At 41.6% G+C, this 23,184-nt stretch carries 22 protein-coding genes and 1 pseudogene; 11 read left to right on the plus strand and 12 right to left on the minus strand.

The features are described from left to right. Entirely contained in the window at window positions 1-627 is a 627-nt protein-coding gene (locus VIC_RS20435) for a LysE family translocator (protein WP_039952383.1), read from the plus strand. Window positions 628-688: 61 nt separating this feature from the next. Here VIC_RS20435 and VIC_RS20440 read toward each other — a convergent pair whose 3' ends face one another. After that, complete coding sequence (locus VIC_RS20440; RefSeq protein WP_006962169.1) at window positions 689-871, minus strand: hypothetical protein; 183 nt, start codon at window positions 869-871, stop codon at window positions 689-691. A 1,244-nt stretch (window positions 872-2,115) separates the two neighbouring features. Here VIC_RS20440 and VIC_RS20445 point away from each other — a divergent pair. The 3 genes from VIC_RS20445 to VIC_RS20460 all read left to right on the plus strand — a co-directional run bounded on the left by VIC_RS20445 (window position 2,116) and on the right by VIC_RS20460 (window position 4,543). After that, on the plus strand, window positions 2,116-3,225 hold the full coding sequence (locus VIC_RS20445) for a hypothetical protein (RefSeq protein WP_006962171.1): 1,110 nt from the start codon (window positions 2,116-2,118) through the stop codon (window positions 3,223-3,225). 113 nt (window positions 3,226-3,338) lie between these two features. Continuing rightward, window positions 3,339-4,118: a substrate-binding periplasmic protein gene (locus tag VIC_RS26415; RefSeq protein WP_006962173.1), complete on the plus strand. Its 780-nt coding sequence runs from the start codon at window positions 3,339-3,341 to the stop codon at window positions 4,116-4,118. Window positions 4,119-4,234: 116 nt separating this feature from the next. Next, window positions 4,235-4,543, plus strand: coding sequence for a hypothetical protein (locus tag VIC_RS20460; RefSeq protein ID WP_019276071.1), 309 nt, complete (start codon window positions 4,235-4,237; stop codon window positions 4,541-4,543). A gap of 45 nt (window positions 4,544-4,588) precedes the next feature. Here VIC_RS20460 and VIC_RS20465 read toward each other — a convergent pair whose 3' ends face one another. From VIC_RS20465 to VIC_RS20475, 3 genes are all read right to left on the minus strand, one after another. Continuing rightward, entirely contained in the window at window positions 4,589-5,161 is a 573-nt protein-coding gene (locus VIC_RS20465) for an NAD(P)H-dependent oxidoreductase (protein WP_039952384.1), read from the minus strand. 62 nt (window positions 5,162-5,223) lie between these two features. Further along, entirely contained in the window at window positions 5,224-5,568 is a 345-nt protein-coding gene (locus VIC_RS20470) for a MerR family transcriptional regulator (protein ID WP_006962184.1), read from the minus strand. A 106-nt stretch (window positions 5,569-5,674) separates the two neighbouring features. Continuing rightward, window positions 5,675-6,007, minus strand: coding sequence for a hypothetical protein (locus tag VIC_RS20475; protein ID WP_006962185.1), 333 nt, complete (start codon window positions 6,005-6,007; stop codon window positions 5,675-5,677). A gap of 254 nt (window positions 6,008-6,261) precedes the next feature. Between VIC_RS20475 and VIC_RS20480 the strand changes: the two genes are divergently transcribed. The 6 genes and pseudogenes from VIC_RS20480 (at window position 6,262) to VIC_RS20500 (ending at window position 11,967) form a co-directional block, all read left to right on the plus strand. Further along, the gene (locus VIC_RS20480) at window positions 6,262-7,272 is read left to right on the plus strand and encodes a substrate-binding domain-containing protein (RefSeq protein WP_006962186.1); all 1,011 of its coding nucleotides are present in this window, start codon (window positions 6,262-6,264) and stop codon (window positions 7,270-7,272) included. Between the two features lie 48 nt (window positions 7,273-7,320). Beyond that, a pseudogene (locus tag VIC_RS27095) lies at window positions 7,321-7,599 on the plus strand (hypothetical protein); the annotation flags it as partial. Next, window positions 7,599-7,754: a hypothetical protein gene (locus tag VIC_RS26900; RefSeq protein ID WP_004742751.1), complete on the plus strand. Its 156-nt coding sequence runs from the start codon at window positions 7,599-7,601 to the stop codon at window positions 7,752-7,754. The pseudogene VIC_RS27095 and the gene VIC_RS26900, both read left to right, overlap by 1 nt. A gap of 333 nt (window positions 7,755-8,087) precedes the next feature. Next, on the plus strand, window positions 8,088-9,305 hold the full coding sequence (gene dgt, locus VIC_RS20490) for a dGTP triphosphohydrolase (protein WP_006962189.1): 1,218 nt from the start codon (window positions 8,088-8,090) through the stop codon (window positions 9,303-9,305). Window positions 9,306-9,341: 36 nt separating this feature from the next. After that, window positions 9,342-10,364: a hypothetical protein gene (locus VIC_RS20495; RefSeq protein WP_006962190.1), complete on the plus strand. Its 1,023-nt coding sequence runs from the start codon at window positions 9,342-9,344 to the stop codon at window positions 10,362-10,364. Then, window positions 10,354-11,967 (plus strand): coiled-coil domain-containing protein, encoded by a 1,614-nt coding sequence (locus VIC_RS20500; protein WP_006962191.1) that lies wholly within the window; start codon window positions 10,354-10,356, stop codon window positions 11,965-11,967. The genes VIC_RS20495 and VIC_RS20500 overlap by 11 nt, the downstream gene beginning before the upstream one ends. A gap of 44 nt (window positions 11,968-12,011) precedes the next feature. On the opposite strand, the gene VIC_RS20505 is transcribed toward VIC_RS20500, so the two are convergent. From VIC_RS20505 to VIC_RS20550, 8 genes are all read right to left on the minus strand, one after another. Then, window positions 12,012-12,485 carry a hypothetical protein gene (locus tag VIC_RS20505; protein ID WP_155759870.1) on the minus strand — a complete coding sequence of 158 codons (474 nt, stop codon included), beginning with the start codon at window positions 12,483-12,485 and terminating at the stop codon, window positions 12,012-12,014. A gap of 414 nt (window positions 12,486-12,899) precedes the next feature. Beyond that, on the minus strand, window positions 12,900-13,262 hold the full coding sequence (locus VIC_RS20515; RefSeq protein ID WP_236612198.1) for a hypothetical protein: 363 nt from the start codon (window positions 13,260-13,262) through the stop codon (window positions 12,900-12,902). Window positions 13,263-13,797: 535 nt separating this feature from the next. Then, the gene (locus VIC_RS27160; RefSeq protein ID WP_006962195.1) at window positions 13,798-13,926 is read right to left on the minus strand and encodes a hypothetical protein; all 129 of its coding nucleotides are present in this window, start codon (window positions 13,924-13,926) and stop codon (window positions 13,798-13,800) included. A 418-nt stretch (window positions 13,927-14,344) separates the two neighbouring features. Continuing rightward, window positions 14,345-14,860, minus strand: coding sequence for a P-loop NTPase family protein (locus VIC_RS20530; RefSeq protein ID WP_039952395.1), 516 nt, complete (start codon window positions 14,858-14,860; stop codon window positions 14,345-14,347). Between the two features lie 207 nt (window positions 14,861-15,067). After that, window positions 15,068-17,464 carry a hypothetical protein gene (locus tag VIC_RS20535; protein WP_006962196.1) on the minus strand — a complete coding sequence of 799 codons (2,397 nt, stop codon included), beginning with the start codon at window positions 17,462-17,464 and terminating at the stop codon, window positions 15,068-15,070. An 86-nt stretch (window positions 17,465-17,550) separates the two neighbouring features. Next, window positions 17,551-17,838 (minus strand): hypothetical protein, encoded by a 288-nt coding sequence (locus VIC_RS20540; RefSeq protein WP_006962197.1) that lies wholly within the window; start codon window positions 17,836-17,838, stop codon window positions 17,551-17,553. Window positions 17,839-18,027: 189 nt separating this feature from the next. Continuing rightward, entirely contained in the window at window positions 18,028-19,245 is a 1,218-nt protein-coding gene (gene alr, locus VIC_RS20545) for an alanine racemase (protein ID WP_006962198.1), read from the minus strand. A gap of 37 nt (window positions 19,246-19,282) precedes the next feature. After that, the gene (locus VIC_RS20550) at window positions 19,283-20,914 is read right to left on the minus strand and encodes a methyl-accepting chemotaxis protein (RefSeq protein ID WP_006962199.1); all 1,632 of its coding nucleotides are present in this window, start codon (window positions 20,912-20,914) and stop codon (window positions 19,283-19,285) included. Between the two features lie 428 nt (window positions 20,915-21,342). Between VIC_RS20550 and VIC_RS20555 the strand changes: the two genes are divergently transcribed. Then, on the plus strand, window positions 21,343-23,184 hold the full coding sequence (locus tag VIC_RS20555) for a carotenoid oxygenase family protein (protein WP_006962200.1): 1,842 nt from the start codon (window positions 21,343-21,345) through the stop codon (window positions 23,182-23,184).

Consider the following 23,184-nt stretch of genomic DNA (forward strand, 5'->3'; position numbering starts at 1 on the left):
ATGTTTCCGATGGATGTCTTTGTAACTTACACACTTGCTTGTATTGTGCTCGTTTTATCTCCTGGGCCAGATAATTTGCTGGCAATAGGGCGAGGGTTAAGCCAAGGAAAGTTAGCTGCTGTGGTATCAGGTAGTGCCTCCGGTACAGGTATACTGTTTCACGTCTTGGCTGCAACATTTGGTTTGACCGTCTTAATTCAGACTTCAGAGTTAGCTTTTTACATTGTCAAAACGGTTGGAGCAGGTTACCTGATATGGTTGGGCGTTAAGGTTATTCGAAATCGTCAGTTGTTTACGTTGGAACCAGCTAAAAAACAACCATTGAAAGTGATATTTTCGACTGGATTCTTGTCTGCATCGTTGAATCCAAAACCTGGCATGTTCGTGTTAGCGTTTATCCCGCAGTTTGTTAACCCCGATTTGGGATCAGTCACCATACAAATGATAGGTTATGGAGTATGGTTTGCTGTACTTACCGGATTTGGTTTTTCGTTAATGGGTGTTTTTTCATTTCAACTCTCAGATTGGTTTCATCGTAAACCTAAGCTTGTGACATCAATGAATCTAGGGGCTGGAGCCACTTTCATTGCATCTGGGCTAGCGGTGGCATTCATGAAGCAAAAATAGTTGTTTGTTCATGTTAATAAAAAAGAAGCTCTCAGCGCTGTCGTTGAGAGCTTCTTTTTTATCATGATTCGATAACGATATCAGAGTCGTCCGTCGTAAACAGGTTTGCTTTGTTTTGTTTGATGAGCTGTGCCGCGTATGAAGGGGTGACAGCATGAACATCGCCTTTAGCTTTTAGTGTATATGCTTCCCAAGCTTGATCACGGTATTTACCAGTTTGAGTATATTGAATTAGTACTTTCATCTTGACCTCACTATGTAACGGTTGGTGAACCTAGTTTTAACAGTAATGCGATCATTCCAGTTATGCACCTGCTAAAAATGCAACATAAGATTAACCTCTTTAGCAATATTATGTGGCACGGCATTCGCACCATTGGCTTGTTTGACTAGAGCTTCATTTACGAGTTTGATGAAAAAAGTTTTGGGATTAACTTCTCAATTATAAGTATTTATATCACTAACTGGTCTTACATGTATTAACTTTGGATTATTGCTATATTATTAATGATTATGCATATAAGTAATTGAATTTAAAACTTTGATCGATTCATTTTAAAAATTTAAAGTATTGATTGTGATTAAAACATAAAGATTATTTCTATATAAATGACCGTTAATCGACTTATATAGATTCAAGTGTCTATATGCCAAGCTTTTTGCTGAACGAGCCTCACAGAGATGCACTGTGACGGCTTTCATAAAAAAATGAATTTGTTACTGTAAGCGGGCCTTGGTAATAATCCAAGTGCCTTACGTTTGCTGTTTCGGGTAAGCAGGCCGGCTCTTAATGAGCCGGTTCTTTTTTATTTTTACCTTTAAGCATGTCTGTTTAGAGCTGTACTCGTTTCGGCCCCCTAGTTCGACAACATCCTCGACAGAACGTCATTTTCTGGCTTATCTAAGCTCCTAGCCAACAAGATGTACCATTGCAAATTCAATTTAATGACGAAACTCTAAACTTTTAACCACTTCTCATCTTCACGTAGAGCAATGATTTGTGAACAGGTTTACTTCGGGTTAGTTCACATGCAAAGCTAATGATATTTTTGTTATTCATGAGGCTATGGCTATGGTGAATATGTTGAACGGAAATATCCTGAAGACACCTTACGATCACTTTCTATGAAAGTTTCTAGGCTCAGTCATGAGCCTTTTTTTCGCCTAACGCATAGACACGATGCATTGTCATTTTCCTGAAGTTTTTCAGCCATCGGATTGAAACATCGCACGGTTATCTTGCTCTTGGCAATCAGGCAGATGCTATGTCGCCAATCATGTTACATGCTTTCATCCAAGGCTATAGCGATTGGAAGCTCCACTTTTTCACCGCTCATCTTATGAGCGGTGCTTTTTACTATCACCATTCATGTGTTTCCATTTATCTAGTAAAACATCAACTTACATAAAGACTACATATCACCGACAGTAACTTACATTTTATCCATTTATATTGCTCCTGATTATTAATTAGCAACAGGAATGCATATGAATATAAAACTGCTCACGTTACTAACCGTTCCAATGGTGACGCTAGCTGGGGTCAGCTCAGACTCCATGTTTAAATCGCTTGTAAAAGATAAGCCTAAGGCCGATTACGTGTTTAGTGCTCAGGAGCGTGCAGAATTGCTTGCAGAGAGGTTACCAATACTTAGCTCTATGCAACTAACCTATGAAGGACAAACATACTCCAAGATAAAATACGCTGATGAGTATGGTCGGGATACGTTAGTGCAACTAGAAAGTGTATCAGGAAAAACCGTCACTTTAATGATTGATGACATGTCAGATGCCGATGCAAGGTGCCTTATTTACTCTGATAAAAATGAACTTGATAGCTTTGATTGTGGCCCCAAGAAAATTGCAGTGTCCTCGAACAAAAGCTTGGTGGAATCGCAAACACAATTGGGCATGAAAACCCTGCGCTTGGAGTATCACCAAGAGGCACTTGAGTACCTTACGATGATCGGCTCTACCATCTTGACTCCGATTGTGACGCCAGCAGAAGTAAAGATAAAAACATCGTTTGCATTTGATGACTTTTATAATGATGCAGTGTGCGGTGGTCATTGCCAACAACGTATTGAGTCGACATTAGGTGTGACTACTTTCACTCAATTACAATCAATAGTGGATCAATATCAGGGAACACCAATGACCATGGTATTTGACAGCCATATTGGTGGTAGCGCGGATGACGACATCAATATGTATACAGGCTTGCTGATCAAAGACAACAATATGAATACGTTGGTCACTGAGAATGGCTCCGTATTCTCTGGAGGCACAGACCTCTTTGCTGCAGGGAACAAGCGTACTCTGGAGCGAGCCAGTGATGTAGGTCGGATTGAAATGGCTCAGCAAATAGGAGTTCATAGCTGGTTTGATGATGACTTAAAAAAATCCGCTAAGCAGATTCCTTACACGGACGAAAGCCACCGTAAACAGGCCACATACTTTACCCGAGTTATGGGTGACAAAGGCATCGACTTCTATTTGTTTACACTGGATTCTGCGCCAGCGCAGGGTGCGCATTGGATAACAAAATATGAGTCAGATAAGTATGACTTCATTAACGAAATCATCGATCTGCCGTAATGTATTAAAATGGAAGGTATCAGCAAACTACGTGTTTGTATCTGCGAAGAATTTATAGGACATTCACACGATCACGCTCTATGCTTTCTTTAGTTAAGTGAAAGGTAGAGCGTATGAATCAACTTACTCGCAAACTGTGCCTCTTTCTGGCGATGGCTTCTATTTCCGTTCATGTTTCAGCCACAACAACGATCAGGCTGGCTTACTCAGATGTTGAATCTTATCCGTTTCAAATGGGAGATGGCGCTGACGTTGCTAATCCGCCTGGCTTAGCGTTGGATGTACTTAACCAAGTTGCCAAGAAATTAGACCTTAACATCGAGTATATACGCCTTCCAGGTAAACGCGTTCTGCAAGATATAGGAGCAGGGAAAGTCGATGGAGGCTTCATCTTTTCCTACAACTCACAACGGGCGAAATATGCTCGCTATCCAACAAGTGATGGTAAACCTGATGGGAGTAAACGTATCGCTACCATAGGGTATTATTTCTATACACTTGACGACAAACAACTCAATTGGGATGGAGAGAATCTAGCAGACACCGATCAAAAGGTCGGTGCGCACTTAGGTTTTTCTATTGTCAGAGAGCTAAAGAAGAAGCAGCTCAAAGTTCACGAAGTCAAAACAACGGAACAGTTGTTTAATATGCTGCAATTGGATCGTTTATCCGCCATTGCTGTCCAAGATACGATGGCTCAGCAGTTTTTGAGTAGTCAGAAAATCAGCAACATTAAACAAGTCCAACCTGCGATTACAACGAAGAATTACTACCTAGTATTGAGCCACGATTTTGTTGATGTGAACCCTGAATTGGCGAGAAAAATTTGGAGCGAAATTGAAGAATTAAGAGACGATACGTTTTCAAATCAAGGAAATAAGTATTTAGAGTAAATATCAAATACCATAGGTGACGATGTCACATTTTGTGTCTATAAAACCTGTTGAACAGGTGGTTAGTGAGAGCTAGACTGCTCATCTTTACGCCGTAAATGCTAATTAGGTAAATTATGCAAAAAATATCTCTTATCGCTCTTTTGATCGGCTCCACATTTCCCGCGATGGCGGCGAATAATCCAAACATTGAATTCATGACTCACATCACCTGTAAAATGGGAGGATGCACCATGGTTTGTACGTCTGCCGAAGGGAAAAAGGACGTTAAAGCAAAGGGGATTAACAGTGCCGATGTAGTGACATACAAAAGCGGTACTGTGCAGCACAATTTAGTTGTTGGCTTTCAAAAAGTGGTGGTGACGTCACCTGCGGGTACTGAGTCTTGTACTCTAAACAACATCGATAAAATAGAAAATCAGTAGATCATTAATACGGCGAATAACGTTCAATGTTATTCGCCCAAACAGCTAAACCATTCGAGATGCTAGTTCGCGCACGTTTGCTTGCCAATCCACGATCTTGTCGTTATCTACAAAACTGGCAGAACATAGAAAAACCGATTCTAAACACTCTATCCCACAAAATTGAAGCGTAAATTGATTCAGCTGTGCCAAAACTGGATCTGCCTGCACTTGAGCGTATTTTTCTGGAGCATCCATCGTCAGAATTAGTTGAGATGTTTTACCTTCTAAAAGTGGAATTACGTTTGGGTTGCCACTTTCATATTTAAAAGCGAATCCAGGTAGAAGAGAGCGGTCAATCAGGCCCTTAAGCTTAGCTGGTATGCCTCCCCACCAAATTGGGCTCACAATCGTGATATGGTCCGCCCAGAGAAGCATCTCTTGAAACTCCTGCAAACTAGGCTCAAGCGTTTTCGAAGAGTCGTATCCGCCAGATAGATCAGGGTCAAAAGTCATTGATCCTAAATCAAATCGACGAACGTGATGTGCAGGAGCCACACCGCTTTGATAAGCATCAGATATTGTGTGGCAAAGGCTTTGTCGCTTTGGGTTACCGTTGAGTATTAATACGTTTTTCATCATCTTTCTCCTTTGAGTGGGATGATGAGTGTAAAGTCTGCCCATAGGGGGAGAGTCAACCACTATTCACATGAATTGATCGCTTCAATACAGGACTCTACATTTTTAAGCTTTTCGGCGAGTAGCGTTTGTTCTCGCAATAATCTTTTTCTTACCTCAACCAGAAAGCCTTCAATGCGCTGCCAGTCAACTTGATTGTTCTTGTAGACGATGATGCCCTTAAGCTCAGAAAGCTTAACTCCGAGAAGCTTTGCCTGAACGATTAGGTTAAGAATGTCCACATCCGAATGTTTGTAGATTCTGTAGCGCCCTTGGCGCTGTGGCGTTTGGATAAGCCCTAACTCTTCGTAAAGCCTGATGGCTTTTATCGACAAGCCCGTTTTGCGGGAAACTTCACCTATAAACATGAAACCTCTGGGAGTGTATGAATTTATAAGAGTCTTCGATGATGAATATGTAGTGGCGAATTTTCACAAAGTAGGGCAATGACGCATCGTTACCAAACTAGAGAAATCAAACATACTCTACAAATAAATGCTTCTTATAATGCTCATCAATCAGCTCACGTATCTCTTGAACAAAATACTCATGCTTTTCGTAAAACTTGTCACCGAGCAATAAGGTGTGCTGTACGACGTCATTCACTAACTCAAGTCGGGAACTTGGCAGCAAAAAATTGGTTTTATCATGCCTGATTTTAACCAACAGATCTCCAAGCCTTCTCAGCTCCGCCAAAATGGCCTTTTGTGCCAAGCCTTTCTTATGCATATGGGCTTCCCAGAACCAGATGATCAAATGATCTTCACAAGCAATGGCTTTACTGTCTGGCTGGTTAATGGTATCCATTCGAAATAATCCGTTGTCTATAGATGCAACATAGTCATGCGCATTTTTTACTCATCTTGTGAGTCACTATGCATACATGAACGCAATAACAATGAACTTTATCAAAATAATTGAATATGAAAAAGTCATGCTTACATAGATTTACATAGGGAAGGTTGGTGCAATAGCTACCTAAGTTCACTCCCAAAATTCGCTTTATGAGCTAACTTTTTAATATAGGTAAAACTCTAAAGCATATTAAGGGTAGGGTTAGCATGATCAGCTATATAAGAAACATGACTATTTTCACTCTGTTACTCAGCTTTGCTAGCCTTTCTGAATCAAAGCTATTGCGTTTTGCCGTCGTCCCCAAAGAAGAGAACAACCCATTTTTTGAGGCAAGCCGAGAAGGCTGCATGGCTGCTGCAAAAGAGCTCAAGAATGTAGAATGCGTTTATCGAGGCCCTAAAAGCGTAGATATACGGAAGCAAGACAAAATCATTTCTGACTTGCTGGATGAAGGCGTAGACGGTATTGCTATTGCGGTTCCTCAGGGTAAGTTTATGCTTGAACACAGTATGCAGAAAGTGCAAGAACTCGATATTCCGGTGATCACTTATGATGCTGACTTCTCGACAGAAACTTTAGCTAGGTATCCGAAATTAAGAGCGGCTTATATAGGCACTAACGACTTTGATTTAGGAAAGGCGCTGGGTGAGCAACTTAAGTCTCAACTACCGAATGGCGGGACTATCCTTATTCAAAGCGGTCGACCTGATTCACCGAATTTAAATCTCAGAGTGATGGGAATACGCTCCGCCTTATCAGGTAAAGAATACGCGCTACCTCCTGGTGAGCGCCTAAAAGGAGAGAACGGCTGGACGGAGTTTAGTAAACCACTTCACAATTTCGGTCAGTTTGATAGGGCCCTTGAGGATCTCAAAAACGTACTCAACTCTTATCAGGAACGCGAAATTAACGCCATTGTGGCCGTAGGGGGCTGGACTCAGTTTTTAGAAGAGTATAGAGATGTCGTTACCCCTCACAAACAGGCCATACTCGACAAAGACATCGTTATCATCACTGCAGACACAGCCCAAGAACAACTCGTGTATTTAAAAGACAACCTAGCGCACGGCAATGTTGGTCAAAATCCTTATGAGATGGGCAAGCAAGCAATATTGACCCTCTACAAACTTGTGAACAAACAAGTTGTAGAGGAGGTGATGTATATACCGATGACTTACTGCACGCCCGACAACTATCAGAGCTGTACCAAGAATTAGCCTCAGGGGATGCAGTAGTTAAAGCTATATAACGCCAAACGAGACTAGGAGAAACATCAGTCGGCTTTAAGAAGAGGTGAAACCCAACCAGAAGCCTCTAGGAAGTCAGCATTAGAGCTGGCTTCAAAGACGAATTTGTCCTGCTTGTGGTGTTCACCCCGCTCATCTTGTTATTCATTCCCGATTACGCGCCCCATGTTGCGCAAGGTTTCGAGGCGCTACAGAACATACCCGAACCTCGGCGCCGTCGTCATCGATACGCTTGGCATGCGCGCGATGGTTCGCTATTTGTTGGAGTTTTTCTCAGGCAAATTCAGGGGGTTGTGATGGGACTACTCGAAGCCATGCTCATTTCACTAATCACCGGCGTGGTCTCAAGCGCGGGCACCATTGCAGCGCTCAAAACTGACATCAACTGGATTAAGAAGGTGCAGCAAGACCAGGAACAACGGATTCGCAAACTGGAGGACAGTCATGGCTAAACGATGTTGCAAGTGCAAAGGCCGTAAACAAAACGGTCAACTTAAGAAAGGGTATACGCTCCGAGGTGGGAGAGTAGTGAAAGCTGGAAAGAAACGAAAACGTAGAAAGTAATCTATGGTGACTCGTCAAATAGAAAGTGAACATGCTTGTATACTTCTCATCTAAGAGACTTGCTGCAACAAACTGAAAAAATAAGTGGAATCAACATCACTAGATTGACGTAAATCAAAATCTCTTCAAACCACTGAATCTTGTTGTAGTTGTACATATTGTCTTGGTTTAATATCCACCCTTTGTAATGCATTTGAATGTATATAAAGTAGAGCTAATAAATGTACAATAAAGAAGCGGTAGAGTATGCAAAAGAGCAAGAAGCGCTCGTTAAAAAACTAGAATATAGGGTGCACAATCATGACGATGGTCGGTCTGAGGGTAGACAAGACCTAATGCGAGATTATGCGAGGGTATTGTATTCATCATCTTTTAGACGTCTTCAGGGGAAGATGCAACTCTTGGGTGTAGATTCGAGTAAGTTTAACAGAAATAGATTAACTCATAGCCTAGAGGTCGCTCAGATTGCTCGTTCGATTGCTTCAGACCTACAACTAGATCACACGATTGTTGCAGAAACATCTGCATTAGCACACGATATTGGTAACCCGCCTTTCGGACATTATGGAGAAATTATTCTCAATGAGCTAAGTGCCGATTGTGGAGGCTATGAGGGCAATGCTCAAGCCTTCCGGATTCTAAGAACCTTAGAGAAAAAGCATCATGCTTACTCAGGATTAAACTTGAATATAAGGACTCTAATGGGTATCACTAAATATTTTTTCAATAAAGATAAAAATCCCAAAAAGTTCTTATACGACGATGACTATCAATTTCTAATGGAGCAACAAAATAGCGCCGGAGTTTCTATAGCAAAAAGTATTGATGCAGAGATAATGGATCTAGCAGACGAAATTGCGTATGCCGCCCATGATCTAGAAGATGCTTTAAGTTTTGGGATGCTAAGTTTAGGAGAAATTGTTCACGAGTTTAAAATAAGTGAAGATTATAACTCTGCTTACCAGGCTATGACTGATATTGCTCAAGCAGCCCAAAAGGAGGCGATGCAGGCCAACAGAAGTCAAACGTCTGAAGAATACGCAATTGTTCTAAAGAAAGAACTAACCTCTATTATTGTCAATACCCTTTGTTCAGACCTTGCAATTGTAGGTGGTCAATTGGGCTACAGAACTCATGCAAAATTAGCTGAAGGTCTTAAAAAGCTATTGTTTAAAGCTATTCTACGTAAAAAAGACATACAGCTATATGAGAGACGAGGGGAAAAAATAATTCGAGGTCTTTTTGAGGTATATACGGACAATAAATATAACAAGGGGAATATATTACTTCCTCCAGAGCTAAGGTCCATAGAGAGCGACAATAAACGGCTTGTAACTGACTATATATCAGGAATGATGGACTCGTTCGCTGCAAAAGAGTATGAGAAGTTCTTTGGAATTGGTAGCGCTGAACGATTGTATATTCAAAAAACTAACTAGCTTTTGTGTACTAAGAATGTCTACTTGGAGCAGATTTTGTATACCTTTAAGAATACAGAGATAAATAACAAAAAAGCATCTGATTTCGAGACCAAATCTATGCTTTATTTACTTGGTATGAGAGAGGATAGTGAAAGTATCGAACTCATTACCGTAGACTGTTTTAATGATGTAACAGGGATCGATAGTCAGTTTTCTAAGTTATGGGATGTACAAAGTAAGAATCATTCTAGTTTGCCACCTTCAAAAATTGGTGAAAGTCTATATACGTTATACACCAACTACGTATCTAACTTTGACTTTTATCAATACATACTTTTTATACCTAAGTTAAAGAAAGAATATCTTATTGATGATAGCAAGAATATATATGGTTATAATAACATAGATGTAAAAAAGAAAAAGGGAATAGAAAAGAAGTTAAAACAAAAAATAAACAATGACGACTCTGGAGATACTCCATTTAAATTTGAAGAATTTCTTCACTCAGTTGTTTTTGTTCAAGATAATAAACAGCAATCTACATACATTAAAAGCTTATCTAAATTCAGGAAAAACAAATCATTCTCAAATGAACTATACAACAAAATATTTGATGAAATAAGAGATATACAATCATCTCTAAAAAACTCATATATTGAGAATGAGATTATAAATCATCCAGAAGAGGTTAAAAAATATAATAGGCATATATTTAAGTCAGATATTAATACATTAATAATAAGCAGGCTGTTGGGAGTTGATGTTTTCAGCTCTAAAGGAATACCTCAGCCAATGTTTGATTATCTTAAGCCCTATGATGGTGAACAGGTAAAAGATATACTGCAAGATTGTAACGAAAATCTTAGTAGAGCTTTCTTCGACAAAAATGGTTGTAAGACGTTTTGGAAGGTGTCAGAGCATATAATTAGATTAGTAAAAGAATTTCCTAGAGATACATCTGTTAACATTATGGAAAAATTAAAAGAGAACGTAAAAATAAATGTAGTTTATCTAACTGACATGACTCTGATATACATGATCTCATTAGTGAAAGAAGGTTTCGAAAATGAAGTTTAAAATACTTAAAGTAGCATTTGGTAATAAAGATGAAGCATTTATTGAAGACCGCTTTACTGATGGTGTTAATGTAATCTATAGCAACGATAACAATCGTGGTAAAACCCTAGTAATTCAAGGCCTAATGTACTCGATGGGGTATGAATCGATCTTTCCAAGTACTTTTTCATATAAGGACAAATACTTCTATTCAGAAGTAGAAATTGACAATCAAAAGTATTCATTTTTGAGGAAAAGTAACAACGTATCGATTCGTGGAGAGGATTTTTTCCAGATATTTAACTCAATTGGAGAAATGAAGTACTTCATAAGTAAAAACATATTCAACATTCCTAAAATAATAAAAGATGGAAGAGAGACTCTAGTAGATCTTACAGTATTGTACGAGTTGTTCTTTATCGGTCAGGATCAAAGGAAGCCATCCTCTTTAATAAGTACTAACTATTACAAGAAAGCTGATTTTAAAAATATGATTTATCAGTTGTATGGATTTGATGATAATAACCGAGATTTGGAAGATATCGACTCTTTAAAAAAGAAACTAAATTTACTTAAAGATGACCTGAAACGAGTCAAAAAAAGGATATCTATTTATAATGAAAGTAAGTCAGTGTCAAAAATCACTTCGAGAATGTATGATAGTGAACAAGTTAATAAAAAATCAAAAGCTATCGCGGAAATTAATTCAGAAATATCTAAAATACAACGGTCTCGACAATCTGAAATAAATAGAAAGAACAAGTTAGAAAATTTAATTAAAGAGCTGAATTCATTAAATAGAGAGATTACTGCAGGTAATGTAAAATGTGCAGATTGTAATGGCCAGAATATAGTGTTTGTAAATGATACTATGACTTTTGACGTTAGCAATGTAGTTGTAAGAAATAAGATACTAAACTCTATTAAAGAAAACATTGAGTTAAAAGAATCCATCATTGGGGATCTAACTAGCCAAATAAACTTCCAACAGAGTAGGTTACTTGAAGAGCTGAAAGATACGCCACCTGATTTCAGAGATATTGTCGTTTATCAGCAAGAAATCTTGGCATCTGAAACGGCCGATGTTGAATCGTTTCGACTACAAGGTGAGATCAGCCTTTTAAACACAAGGCTCTACAATGCTAACTCTTTGAACACCGCTTCAATCGACAGTAAGAGAGAACTTGACCAAAAAATTACTAACTCAATGAACAAGTTTTACAAAAACGTTGATCCGAATGGAATTTTGGTTTTTGAGGATATCTTTACGACGAAAAGTTCAACCTTTTCGGGAAGCGAGGAACAAGAGTTCTATTTTTGTAAGTTGCTCTCGCTAAACGAAGTGATTAACCACAATTTTCCAATAATCGTTGATTCTTTTAGAGATGGAGAACTTTCTTCAGAAAAAGAAGACAAGATGTTAGAAGTATACTGTTCGCTCGGGAAACAAGTAATACTCACATCAACAGTTAAACAGGAAGAATATCGAGAAAATAAATACCACACTGCGTCCAGGATTAATGATATAGATTATAGTGGACATGAAGACTGTAAGGTTTTGAATAGTACTGAGGCAACAAAATTCTTAGATATTCTAAGCGAATTTGAGGGAATAATCGTTTAAAGTCGTTCCTGTGAGCGAGAAAATTTTGCCATTCAAGGTGCTAATCAATGATTAGTTAAGCCAAGACTTTCACCTATACGAAATAAGTCAAAGGGTTTTGGATATTGCCGCTGGATTCGATGTATTTCATTCTGGTTAAGATCCTCAATATATTCTTGGTAAGGTTTCTCTTCAAGTAAGAAGCGTAACGGCTCTTTTGCGGGGGCGGGGGCCGTTTCTGCAGCTTTAATTAAGTGAGCTTTTTCTCGGGAAGAACAACGCGCGCTATTGTCTAACGAGAGATACAGCACCACGTTTTTTTTGCTTTGGACATCGAGTGCAGCAAACCAATCAGTGATGGGAAAATCTGCAGTGTTGGACTTGGCTATGGCGCGGCATTCTTCTAGCTTATTACCATAGTCAATCATTGCTTGCTGGAACGCGTCAGCGTTTACACCAGTGCTGATGAGTAAAGCGCAGAGTAGGGAGCTACAACGTCGCACGGGATACACACCTCCAAAATTCACCTTCTTCTTCATGAGTTCGCCAGCTTAACGGCTCAGCAATACCGTTAATTCGGTTCTTAACGATGCTATTCACTGAGGATAACACCTCAGAAAACTCAACCCAATCATAGCCCGCGATGCTAATTAACGTCTCAGCCGGCTTTTGCTTACCGAGGAAGAGATCGAACAACGGCACTACGCGAGCATATTACCATCTTCCATGATGTCTTTTATCTCGGCAACAGCGTCAAGTGACTCCGACGACAGTTGCAGATTGTTGATTGAGCAGTAACCCAGTTCCGCCATCACTGCAGTCCTTAGTGTGTGGTCATGAAGGGTTGGTATAGCAGCAATGCAAACCGTTGACTATCTCATGGTGAGGATTAGGAATAAAGATCAAGCTTGACGAAGAGTCATCACACAATTGTCTCAAGGCAGTGTGATTAGCTAGGGCTTATTCACTGGGAAAGGAACTATATTGTTGTAATAGCGTGTTGGACCTTTAGGCTCGTAGGTGAAGGCTTTGGGTAAACCGTCGTATAGCACGATGTAATGCTCATCCCAGACCCGAACGCCTACTAGGTACGAGTGGGTTTCAAGTTCGACCCAAGTTTGACCATCATCCGGGCTGTAACTCGTGAAACCAACCAGCTTGACCCGTTGGTACTTGTCGCATTCATTAACATCAATGGCGCCGCGAAATAGGGATTCTTTGGTCGTCCCATCTCTAAGCAAGCAGGGCACTTGGATAGTGCGACCACGGTGATCCTGACCCTTATCATCGACACGTTGGCCAACGTGAGTTTTCACATATCTAAACTGCATAATTAGATAGGGATTTGCAAGTAGACTGAAAGCGTAACGTATTTTGGTACATGTCTAGCCACAGTACGCGGTCAATATCACGATGCATGTGCTCTAGGATCGATTCGACATACCCTTGATATTCGCAGCACATTACATGCACCACACAGGCTTGCGTGAGTGTTTCATTGTCTAAAAGTTCGTAATGACAGCCATAGAGGGATTGAATGGCCGCCATCGGCGATTTGGCAGTGATGAGTGAATAGTCGTGCCAATTGGTGACAACAATATAACGGCATTGTTTGTTCCATGAATTCTTCTTACAGACACGGTATATAGAAAGTAAATCTTCATACAGACTCGTGAGCGAGACATGAGTATAGTGACAAAGGAAGAATCACTGCAAAATTTGCCTGATGTGAGTTACTTAAACTTGCTAGGCACCCAAAGCCGCAGTTTACGCCGGTAGCCGCCACCAGAAAAAGGCCACTTATTTTCCTTAGGCGGATACTTCTTGGGATTATCAATATGACCGTGTAACTCAACAAGATGAATAGCCATTGATCCAACGTGTCACGGTATACGGTTGAACGTGAAAAAACGCGGCGGCTTCATTGAGAACCATAAATTGAGCGTGCAGTAACTGACGAAATGAATGGATGCTGTACATGTGATCTTCCTTCGAAACCCGTTGAGGAGGTTGATAGTTATTTTCTTTTTTATTTCCAAACTCATCGGCAGCGCCAATCAACGCACATTTTGCACGCAGCGAGCGATAAGTAATGTTTTTAAACAACTAATCGAAACGCGAAAATGCAGCGTGTATTATCTAAACAACAACTTAAAAGCAATTCAATGAGCGAATTACACAATGAACGTGATCCTGACTAAATTAATGTTATAAGTGCGCATTATGTATATTATGTTAAATAAAGTATTAATCTACGTGAAATCTGACTCGTTTGTTGCCATTACTCCTCTCTTTCTTGAAACCATTAAACATAATTGTATTTACCATAAAATACCTAATATACAACTTAACCATCTATCGATGATTAAGCTGCATATTACGAGTCTTCTTAAACTCATTACTTGATGTGGTCACGCGCAAACCTGTTTAACTCGGAAATGGATCGGATGACGTGTAGAGATTTTTTTTCTGAAATGGATTCTAACCTTTGTATGAACTTGTCGTTCCAAAACTTTGGACTGAGTTTTAAGAATCGATAACTTTGGATTGTGCCATTCCAGACTGAGCTTCCATCTGGCCAACCTTCAGGTTTAACTATTAACCCTTTTAAAAGCCTCTTGGTGACTAGCCAATAACTCGTGATATATGGAAGATCGATGTACACCAAGGTATCAGCTTCATCTAATCTCTGATTGAATGACTCCATAGGTCCAAGCCCGTCGATTATCCAACTTTCCGCTTCAAGGATATTGTTATGGGCTTCTTTGAACGTTGCTGCATCAACATGCTCACCATTTTTCTTGTAGACGATCGAATCAAGTTGATGCAATTCAATGCCTGTCTCGCGTGCCAATTGTTTGCTCAGCGTTGATTTTCCGCTTCCTGGCTTGCCGAAAACTGCGATTTTCTTCATTTTACCTCCTTATTGTAGGACTGAACCCACGAGGCAGATACAGAAAACCCACCTCGATTCGGTGGGTTTTAAAAATCTAACGCGTACTGCTTCCCACCATTCCTATGGAATGATGGTAATTCGGTTTGAGTGGCGCTTAAGATCTCTATTCATACTTTCATCCTCGTATACACTCTGAGCAATGTCAATGTGTTCGTTATTCAAAAATTAAGCTTTGTCTAAAGGTCCAAAACTACTTTGATACAAGCCCGAGAAGGTTTCTAATATTAGGCTTTGCTCGCTACACATTGCTTTATATGATGAAGCGTAAGCCCCCTCTGCTATTTTTCTAAGTAACTTGGCGCCGTCACAAGGGGTATATAAATTATTTGAACATTCGACTAACTCTTTTCCAGAGGAATGGTAGTCTGTCTTTAGACCGCTTTCTTGAGGAAGAATGACATAGTTGACACCAAACTCTTGAGCTATTGATATTGAGCCTTTTCCTTCAGCTAAAACTAGGTTAACTTTCTTTATCAGGTAGTTATTTACACTAGCCGGCAATCTACCTACTGTTACAAATAGAGCCCTATTTGAAGGACTGTTGAGAGTTTCAATCAAATCAGGGCTATCAATAGAGATAGAATCATAAGAGCCCAAATCAGGGATGTGTTTGTCTCCCACAACAAGTACAACGGCTTTCTTACTCAAGTTTTCGAATGCGTAGTGTTGTGTTTCAATCAGATCTTGACGATGTTCTGCTGGTACCTGATGGTAACCATAGTTGTAAACTAGGTAGAGTTGATCGTTATTCAGTATCGAGTTAAGTCCATGCTGGATAGCTTGAGGTAACTCAGACTCTTTTATCGCGTTGTCGGAGATCAGTGTTCGATAAATTGCGTTGTCATCTATGCCACACGGGTATTCTTTTTCTTTGCCATTTTCATAGATTGTACGCTTATCGGGCTTGTGATCCTTATCCCTCATGTGTACCTCAGTAACCTCACCGGAATCATAGTCTGCAACCTGTGCATAAGAATCCCTTGCACCAGACAATAATAGGGTTTTACCTCGATGAGTTCTTTTATCGATAAGCCTTTCAAAGTCAAACGACTGCTGCTCCCAGTCAGGGCAAAGCTTTTTAAACTTATCTTGTGCGGTATCTTTACCTTCTTGAGTGAGAACGAAAGTAAAAGTGCCTTCAAGTGGGTATTCCGAATAGTTTTCAAATAACCCGGTCTTTTCTGGGCCGTGGGTATCATCGGACATTGTGTAAACTACCGCTTGACCTTCACTAAATGCAGTTAGCGCCTCACCTAGCTCAGACGCATTGGTTGGACAACCTTCAATGTTAGATGCGAGCTTAAGTACGGTTTGATTTTTTGCGTTTTTCTGGACTATGGCCCCTTCACCGCCAAACTCTTGATAAAACGATTGTAGTTGACTGTCTATTTTGTAGTCGTCTTTCCATTTGGCTTTGAAGCTCACCGTCTGAGTAAAGCCTGTACTTTCCTCGTCATCGTCCGTGAGGATTATAAATCTTGGTGGTTTATTGAAGTAACTTTTGAATTCGTTAATGGCTCTAAGGTTAATTCCTTGCTCACCAAAGTTAGGGGAGTTTGGAAAAAAGAAAATAAAGTTGTCAAACTTTGTACAGTATTGGCGTAGCTGTTCCTCTTTCGTGACTGGGAGGATCAATACTGGAACATTGTCAGGAATAGAATGACTCTGCATGACATTAACCATGGTTTCACTGAGCTTATGTTGTTTGAATTGTCCCCATATATCGCCAAATGGGTGAACGGCTTTAAACTGCTTTAAAGGGGGCCATACTTCAGCGCCCTGCTCTGCTTCAGGTCGTTTCTCTAATGCTGACGTTCTTGCGGCAACAATGTCGTCCATTTCCAGTTTAAGTGCGTGTTCGTCGAGCCATTGAGTGGTCGCCGCATTTAGCTGATCTTGGCTAAGTTTTTCCAAGCGATATAGAAAATGTTGATCGGGTGCTGGTGCATCTTCTCGTTTATATGGCAGTAAGACACTCGTTAACTGGTTTGGCGATAACAGATCGTCATTCAGTTTCGATGCTTCAGACAAGGTTGCCTGAAACGTTGAACGCCCTTCTCCAGCTATACAATATTCACGGCTTAGCTTCCCACTAATAAAGTGATAAAAGTAGCCCGTTGTCGGAAATGCCAATTTACTCTCGTGTGCTTTGATTGCTAACTTTACCGGTATAAATTCGGCGTTAATGTGTTCGGTACCTTTGGGTTTAGGTATAACGTCGAAGCAAGTCGTATGATGTTTGGCGAAGAGTTCATGGTGGAGCACCTTTTCTTCACTTTGAAAACAATGAGCGGTCAGAACGCTTGTTTTCTCATGTGTCTCCTCTTTTGACCATTGTGACACTGGCGCTTCAAGCTCAGTGCTCCCCAAAGACCATTGTCCAGTCTGGAGTGAATTAAGTTCCTCGTTCGTGCAATGGATTTTTACATTGATTTCATATTCTGGTTCGGGATCCGGCGTCTCTTGTATAGGTTGTTGAGGTTGGATATTGGTGCCACCTTGCTCTTCTTCAATTGGGGCATACCCTGCTCTCACGACTTTCTTATTATTCTCGTAATACATGCTAATTAGCCTATGATGTTGTGGTTGTTTATTGTTGTAATATTTCTTTTATCAGGCAGTTAACGGCCTTGCTCAATTAAACTGAGTTAAATGCCTGTACTTCTGATTTCTCGTAGTTCGTCTCTTAGTCTTAACTGATTGTTGCACTTGGCAAGTTCTTTAAGGTGGGTGATTTTCGCTTGATAAACCGGCATGCGCTCCGCAGTGATCTTAGAACAGATTGCCCCGAGCTCTGAGTTAGCCAACTTCATGAGCTCAGAACGCATAGGGCCTTTACAGAATTTCTTGATGGTGTTTTTGAGGACAACTAACTCGCCAGTCGCGATTTGTTGAGGTGAGCTTTTAGCAATAATTGCAGCTGCTTCATTTTCCATATTTGTCTCCCTGACAATAGGTTTAAAGAAGCATTATTCTCATATCAAAATGATTGAATATAAAATGAAAAAGTCTAAAAAGAAGTAATGATGTCGCCAACCCTATATATAGCCAGCGTTTATAGCCAATTTGAAGTTTATCTAAATGGCTCACTAACGCTGGCTTTGAACTGCTTTATGTGATCTTGGTTACGGTATGTAAAGCCTTGGATTGGCCGTTCCCCAAACGGTATAAAGCTCTGGGAATATCAATTCAGCATGTTCTTCCATTTCTCCGACACTGATTTGTGCATTCGCTTGTTGGCCAAACAGTGTGACTTCTTGTCCCGTAATTACACCTTTAACATCAGTAACATCGACCATCGTCGTGTTCATTGATGTTTTCCCTACAACCGGAGCACGTTGCCCATTCACTATTACATGGGCTCGGTTACCCATTTTTCTCGGGTAACCATCAGAGTACCCTACGGGTAAATTGGCCAATACACTGTCACGTTTAGTCACGTAGCTACTGTCATAGCCGACGGTAGAATTGGCAGGAACATTGTGTAAAGACGCGACTCGAGTTTTGAAACTAACAATTGAGGGATATTCCGGGTTAGTTGGCAGATCGCCATACAGTACCCCGCCGGGTCTCACCATATCCAGTTGCGCTTCAGGAACGTTCAATGCTGTATAAGAGTTTGATACATGGAGTAAAACATCATCCCTATTCAAGTTAGCGTTTTCGATCAGCCATGCTGAGCTTTGATTGAAATCTGCGAGTTTGCTTCTCACTTCGTCAGCATCATAATTTGGGAAATGCGTCATGATGCCCACGATATCGATGCCTTGGTGCTTCGCAATATCAAGTGCTTCTTGCTTACCTTTTTCGGTACTCATATCAATCCCATTTCGAGACATGCCGCCATCATTCAACGCTAAATGGACTTTGATTGTTTTGTCTGTGCTTAGAGATTTGATCTGATTCGCCTGCTCCAAGCTGCCAATAAGCTCTTCAATATCAAGATCCATGGCTTGTTCAATTTCCTGAATGTCAGCAGATCGAACACGAACTAACTGGCCTTCAAACCCACTATCTCGAACAGTCCTCGCCTCAGCATTACTAGCGATTGCGATGCAAGGGACATTGAGCTCAAGAATGGTCGGCATTAAGCCGCGTATTCCATTGCCATAGGCATCGGCCTTCATCACCACACAAAGCTTTGTTTGACTGCTGAGGTGGGAGCGAAATAGTGCCATGTTTTGTTTGAATTGACCCAGGCTAATCTCAAGCCATGCGTTCGATTGCTGTACTTGATTCATTGCTGGCGGAGTGTCTGGCAAGGCTATAGGTGCAGCCATGGAACCCATTGGAAATAGTGCAGATGCGACTGCAAGTGAAACCAGTGTTGCGCGGAAAACCATAAAACCTCCCTATTCCAGACCGTATTCGTCTGAATCACTAATCCAATTTGAATTTACCCATCGCTTGCTGGAGCGAGGCGGACAGGCGGCTGAGCTCCTGACAACCCTGTGCGGTGCTTTCAGAGCCAGCAGAAACAGATTGAGCAGACATGTTAATACTCTCAATATTTGAACTGAGCTCCTCAGCCACACTATCCTGCTGATTACACGCGCTGGCTATTTGCGTTCCCATGTCAGCTATTTCTGAGATGAAGCCACGAATCGCGGTCATAAGTTCTTGAGACTGATTACCTTGCTCGACGCACGTTTCGATTTGCTGACGCGAACGATCGGTTGTTTCTTTTGCCTGGCTGGCAATAGCCTGAAGTTTCTCGATGATTGCGGTGATTTCACTTGTGGAAGCCTGTGTACGCCCGGCGAGTGTACGAACTTCGTCTGCTACAACAGCAAAACCTCGTCCAGATTCACCCGCTCGTGCTGCCTCAATAGCGGCGTTTAGTGCGAGCAGGTTGGTTTGATCGGCAATGTCTCGGATCACATCGACAATGGTATTAACCTGGTTCGATTGTTGTTCAAGCTCGGCAACACTCTCACCCGCTTCCCCCATGATCTGTGCGACATTTTGAATAGAACCGACCATTGCTTTGGTATTACGTGCCCCTTCTTGAACTTTGCCATTCGCGTCATTGGCTTTTTCAGCAGAGACTTCTGTGGTTTGAGCTACATTTGCCACAGAGGATTTCATTTCCCCCATCGCCGTCGCAACATGGGTGACCTGTGATTGCTGATCTTGCATTTCACGCGCTGATTTGTTCGATGTATGCGTCATGTCATCGACTGCGCGCCCGAGCTCGCGAACCACTGTGACGCTCTGGTTGATCAAGTCTCTGAGGTTGCTTTGCATTCGGGTCGAAGCATCAGCCAGCTCACCTAATTCATCGTTACCGATCGCTGAGCGATCCAGTGTTCTAGACAGATCCCCCTCGGCGATTGCATTGGCTTGCTTAACAACGACAACTAAAGGACCGCATATAAGTCGGGTCAGAAACATCGTCATAATCACCATGACTGCGACGATCAAAACATTGATGATCATTGCTGAACGGCTTAAGCCATCGACTGACGATAAAATCGCTTCCCGATTACTGTTCATTGCACCTTTGAGAATGTCGACCAATATATTAATGTCAGCCTCTATGCTCTCAAACTCACCGAGTGAGTTAGCCAATATGGGGTAAGCGGTTTCTTTGTCCATGTTGGACATGGCTTGATTGAATGAGTCCATCGTCGCCAGATAACCTTGCCACTTCTTATCTAGTCGCTTGAAGGTTTGTTCTTCTTCACCAGGCCAAACGGTCTTTCCGTAGGCGCTGAGCCCTTTATTAATTTCCTGACGAATGTTCTCGTTGCTTGAAATGGTGGATTGAACTTTTGCAGGATCACTCATCGCAAAGGCGGCAAACTGAGCTCTTCGCCATAACGACATCTGGTCTCGAATAGAGTCGACTTTCTCGACAGCAGGCAGTGTATCGTCGGTATAGTTGAGGAGTTCGGCTTTAATGTTCCTTAGTTCACTCAGCATTAAAAAGCCGAAGCCCAAATTCATTACGGCGATAACGACAAACGCTAAGGCAATTTTTTTGCCGATCGAAAGGTTCTTCACATGCATACGTTAGGTACCTTACATCTAAGTTAAGAGTGCCCTGTGTATGACATCCTTCTCTCTTCAAGGACTTTGGGGTACACGCACTCTTTATTCAGCACGAGTACAGCCAGTCACAGCTGAATGCTCATACTGTTTTAACACTCAATAAAGATAGGCAAGGATAATGTGAATAGCGAGTAGTAATAGACGGTGCATATGAAAAGATAGTGATTAGAATAAATTTTGTGACGTTGTCACTAATGGTTTTGAGAAATTGAATAATGATAAAAGTAACAGATTTTCAGTATGTTATTGATGCTTCACTGTGTAACCGACTAGAGTCATTGCACCACTTCTCTGCCACAATTCATAATTTCTAACATTCCTCAATACACTTTATAAATCTCATCTACTTTCCAATATATGCATCCAATTACTTATTGATGAGAGCTATGGAAAGACGTACTTTTTTAAAGGGATTAGCGGGTGTTACTCTTGTGCCTGGGCAGCTGTTCGCTTCACCGACTGTGAATCACTCACTTTTCCCAGAGTCGATAATGCAAGCAGACTTCACGCCCTCTTCGGGCAACCTAAACTTGCTTTACGGGCAATTACCCAATGACATTATGGGCCATGTGTTCTTTGCTGAAGGCATTCCACTCGAACGGGATCACCTTAGCCCGAGTGGTCGTGGTGCGCTGACCCGCTTGGATTTCTCCCTTGGGCAAGTGTCGTTTATGCGCAAAATGATCGACACCCCTTCTGCTATCATGCAACAGCACATCCACTATTGGCCTGATAGATTCAAATTACTCGGTGGTATGGCGTATTACAGCCCTTCTATGGGATTTGTGAACTACTGTAATACCGCACCCAACTACCTTGGTGATAACCGCTTCGCTTTAAGTTACGAAGGCGGCGTTCCTTATGAATTTGATGCGACAACATTAGATCTCATTACGCCCATCGGTCATTACGATGAATGGCGTAGCAGTTTACCACCATGGATGGACGCACTGACGCCGGAAAAATGGCTATTTCCTCAGGTACGGACCACTGGGCACCCATACTTTGACCTCGAATCAGACGAGTGTTTTACCATCAACTATGGGGGTAACGTTTCAAATACGGGGACCAAGAATGGATTTATCAGACTCTTGAAGTGGGATAAAAAAAGCGCCCTTCAAGGTTGGGATATCGTCGGACGAGATGGCCGACCAGCATTTATCGCTGCGACTGCGCATTCACTGGGTGTCACCCGCCATCATGTCCTGATATTTGAAACAGCGGCACAAGTTGAGCCGCTAAGAATGATTGGTATCCGTTCAGTCTACGCTCAGCAACATCGCACGCCTGTATGGGTTATCCGCAAGAAAGACCTGCTCTCAAATCGTGACATTGTCACCGCCGATTACATTGAGCTTAACTTTGATACCTCGGATGTCATGTGCAATTACGATGACCATGAGAACGAAATTACGCTCTATGGGCAATATCTGGGCGCGATGGATAAATCTGAGCCGCAATATACTCGAGATAGATTGCTCTTCGGCGGAAGAGTCAGTGATTCGCTCGCAGGTTATCCTGCCGCACCGGTGGATGTGGGTGGCCTCGTTCGCGCGCGCATTCAAGTTCAATCTGATTCAGTACGTGAAATTACGGGTGATTTTCGTTTAATTCGAGATGACCAGCTTTTCTGGGATATGAACGATCCCGCTTACCGAGGTCATTTCCAATTCCCTGAACAGTTTGACCATATCTACTGGGCCGCTGTGGGTTACAGAAAAGACCATGTTGTTGAGCGTGTCGCGGATACGTACGAGCAATACCCTAACCGCCTGTTTACCAATGACTCGTTACCTCAAGAAGACCAGCCTTCCGCACTCGTCCATATGGATTGTCAAAAGATGACAGTCACCGATGCTTATCAATTTCCTGCTGACTGTGTAATGCGAACGCCTCAGTTTATGTCGAGACCCGGTAGCTACGCTCAAGATGACGGTTACGTCTTTACTGCGGTAGTTCGTAAGGAGCCAACCAACACCATTGGCAACGGTAAAGAAATCTGGATTTTTGATGCGAAAAACCTCTCTCAAGGCCCGCTTGCCATTTTAGGTCATTCCCAACTCAATTTTGCGACAACGAATCATGCGCTTTGGGTTCCAGAGATAGGGCCAAGACCGCTTGACGGATACCAAGCCAATGTTGGCGAGTTCTTCCGCAGTCGAGCTCCTCAACATCGACGTGCCGTTCGGGAAGTTATCGAACAACAAATATTGCCACGATTTGGCTGA

Origin of the sequence: Vibrio coralliilyticus ATCC BAA-450 (genome assembly GCF_000176135.1) — a bacterium.
GTDB classification, from domain to species: Bacteria; Pseudomonadota; Gammaproteobacteria; order Enterobacterales; family Vibrionaceae; genus Vibrio; species Vibrio coralliilyticus.

Bases quoted from the DNA above. Each gene is read 5' to 3' on its own strand.
- VIC_RS20550 (WP_006962199.1), bottom strand. From the start codon at position 20,914: ATGCATGTGAAGAACCTTTCGATCGGCAAAAAAATTGCCTTAGCGTTT.
- VIC_RS20480 (WP_006962186.1), top strand. From the start codon at position 6,262: ATGATCAGCTATATAAGAAACATGACTATTTTCACTCTGTTACTCAGC.
- VIC_RS20540 (WP_006962197.1), bottom strand. From the start codon at position 17,838: ATGGAAAATGAAGCAGCTGCAATTATTGCTAAAAGCTCACCTCAACAA.
- VIC_RS20530 (WP_039952395.1), bottom strand. From the start codon at position 14,860: ATGAAGAAAATCGCAGTTTTCGGCAAGCCAGGAAGCGGAAAATCAACG.
- VIC_RS20445 (WP_006962171.1), top strand. From the start codon at position 2,116: ATGAATATAAAACTGCTCACGTTACTAACCGTTCCAATGGTGACGCTA.
- VIC_RS26900 (WP_004742751.1), top strand. From the start codon at position 7,599: ATGGGACTACTCGAAGCCATGCTCATTTCACTAATCACCGGCGTGGTC.
- dgt (WP_006962189.1), top strand. From the start codon at position 8,088: ATGTACAATAAAGAAGCGGTAGAGTATGCAAAAGAGCAAGAAGCGCTC.
- VIC_RS20535 (WP_006962196.1), bottom strand. From the start codon at position 17,464: ATGTATTACGAGAATAATAAGAAAGTCGTGAGAGCAGGGTATGCCCCA.
- VIC_RS20435 (WP_039952383.1), top strand. From the start codon at position 1: ATGTTTCCGATGGATGTCTTTGTAACTTACACACTTGCTTGTATTGTG.
- alr (WP_006962198.1), bottom strand. From the start codon at position 19,245: ATGGTTTTCCGCGCAACACTGGTTTCACTTGCAGTCGCATCTGCACTA.
- VIC_RS20475 (WP_006962185.1), bottom strand. From the start codon at position 6,007: ATGGATACCATTAACCAGCCAGACAGTAAAGCCATTGCTTGTGAAGAT.
- VIC_RS27160 (WP_006962195.1), bottom strand. From the start codon at position 13,926: ATGTACAGCATCCATTCATTTCGTCAGTTACTGCACGCTCAATTTATG.
- VIC_RS20505 (WP_155759870.1), bottom strand. From the start codon at position 12,485: ATGAAGAAGAAGGTGAATTTTGGAGGTGTGTATCCCGTGCGACGTTGT.
- VIC_RS20500 (WP_006962191.1), top strand. From the start codon at position 10,354: ATGAAGTTTAAAATACTTAAAGTAGCATTTGGTAATAAAGATGAAGCA.
- VIC_RS20470 (WP_006962184.1), bottom strand. From the start codon at position 5,568: ATGTTTATAGGTGAAGTTTCCCGCAAAACGGGCTTGTCGATAAAAGCC.
- VIC_RS20460 (WP_019276071.1), top strand. From the start codon at position 4,235: ATGCAAAAAATATCTCTTATCGCTCTTTTGATCGGCTCCACATTTCCC.
- VIC_RS26415 (WP_006962173.1), top strand. From the start codon at position 3,339: ATGAATCAACTTACTCGCAAACTGTGCCTCTTTCTGGCGATGGCTTCT.
- VIC_RS20555 (WP_006962200.1), top strand. From the start codon at position 21,343: ATGGAAAGACGTACTTTTTTAAAGGGATTAGCGGGTGTTACTCTTGTG.
- VIC_RS20465 (WP_039952384.1), bottom strand. From the start codon at position 5,161: ATGAAAAACGTATTAATACTCAACGGTAACCCAAAGCGACAAAGCCTT.
- VIC_RS20440 (WP_006962169.1), bottom strand. From the start codon at position 871: ATGAAAGTACTAATTCAATATACTCAAACTGGTAAATACCGTGATCAA.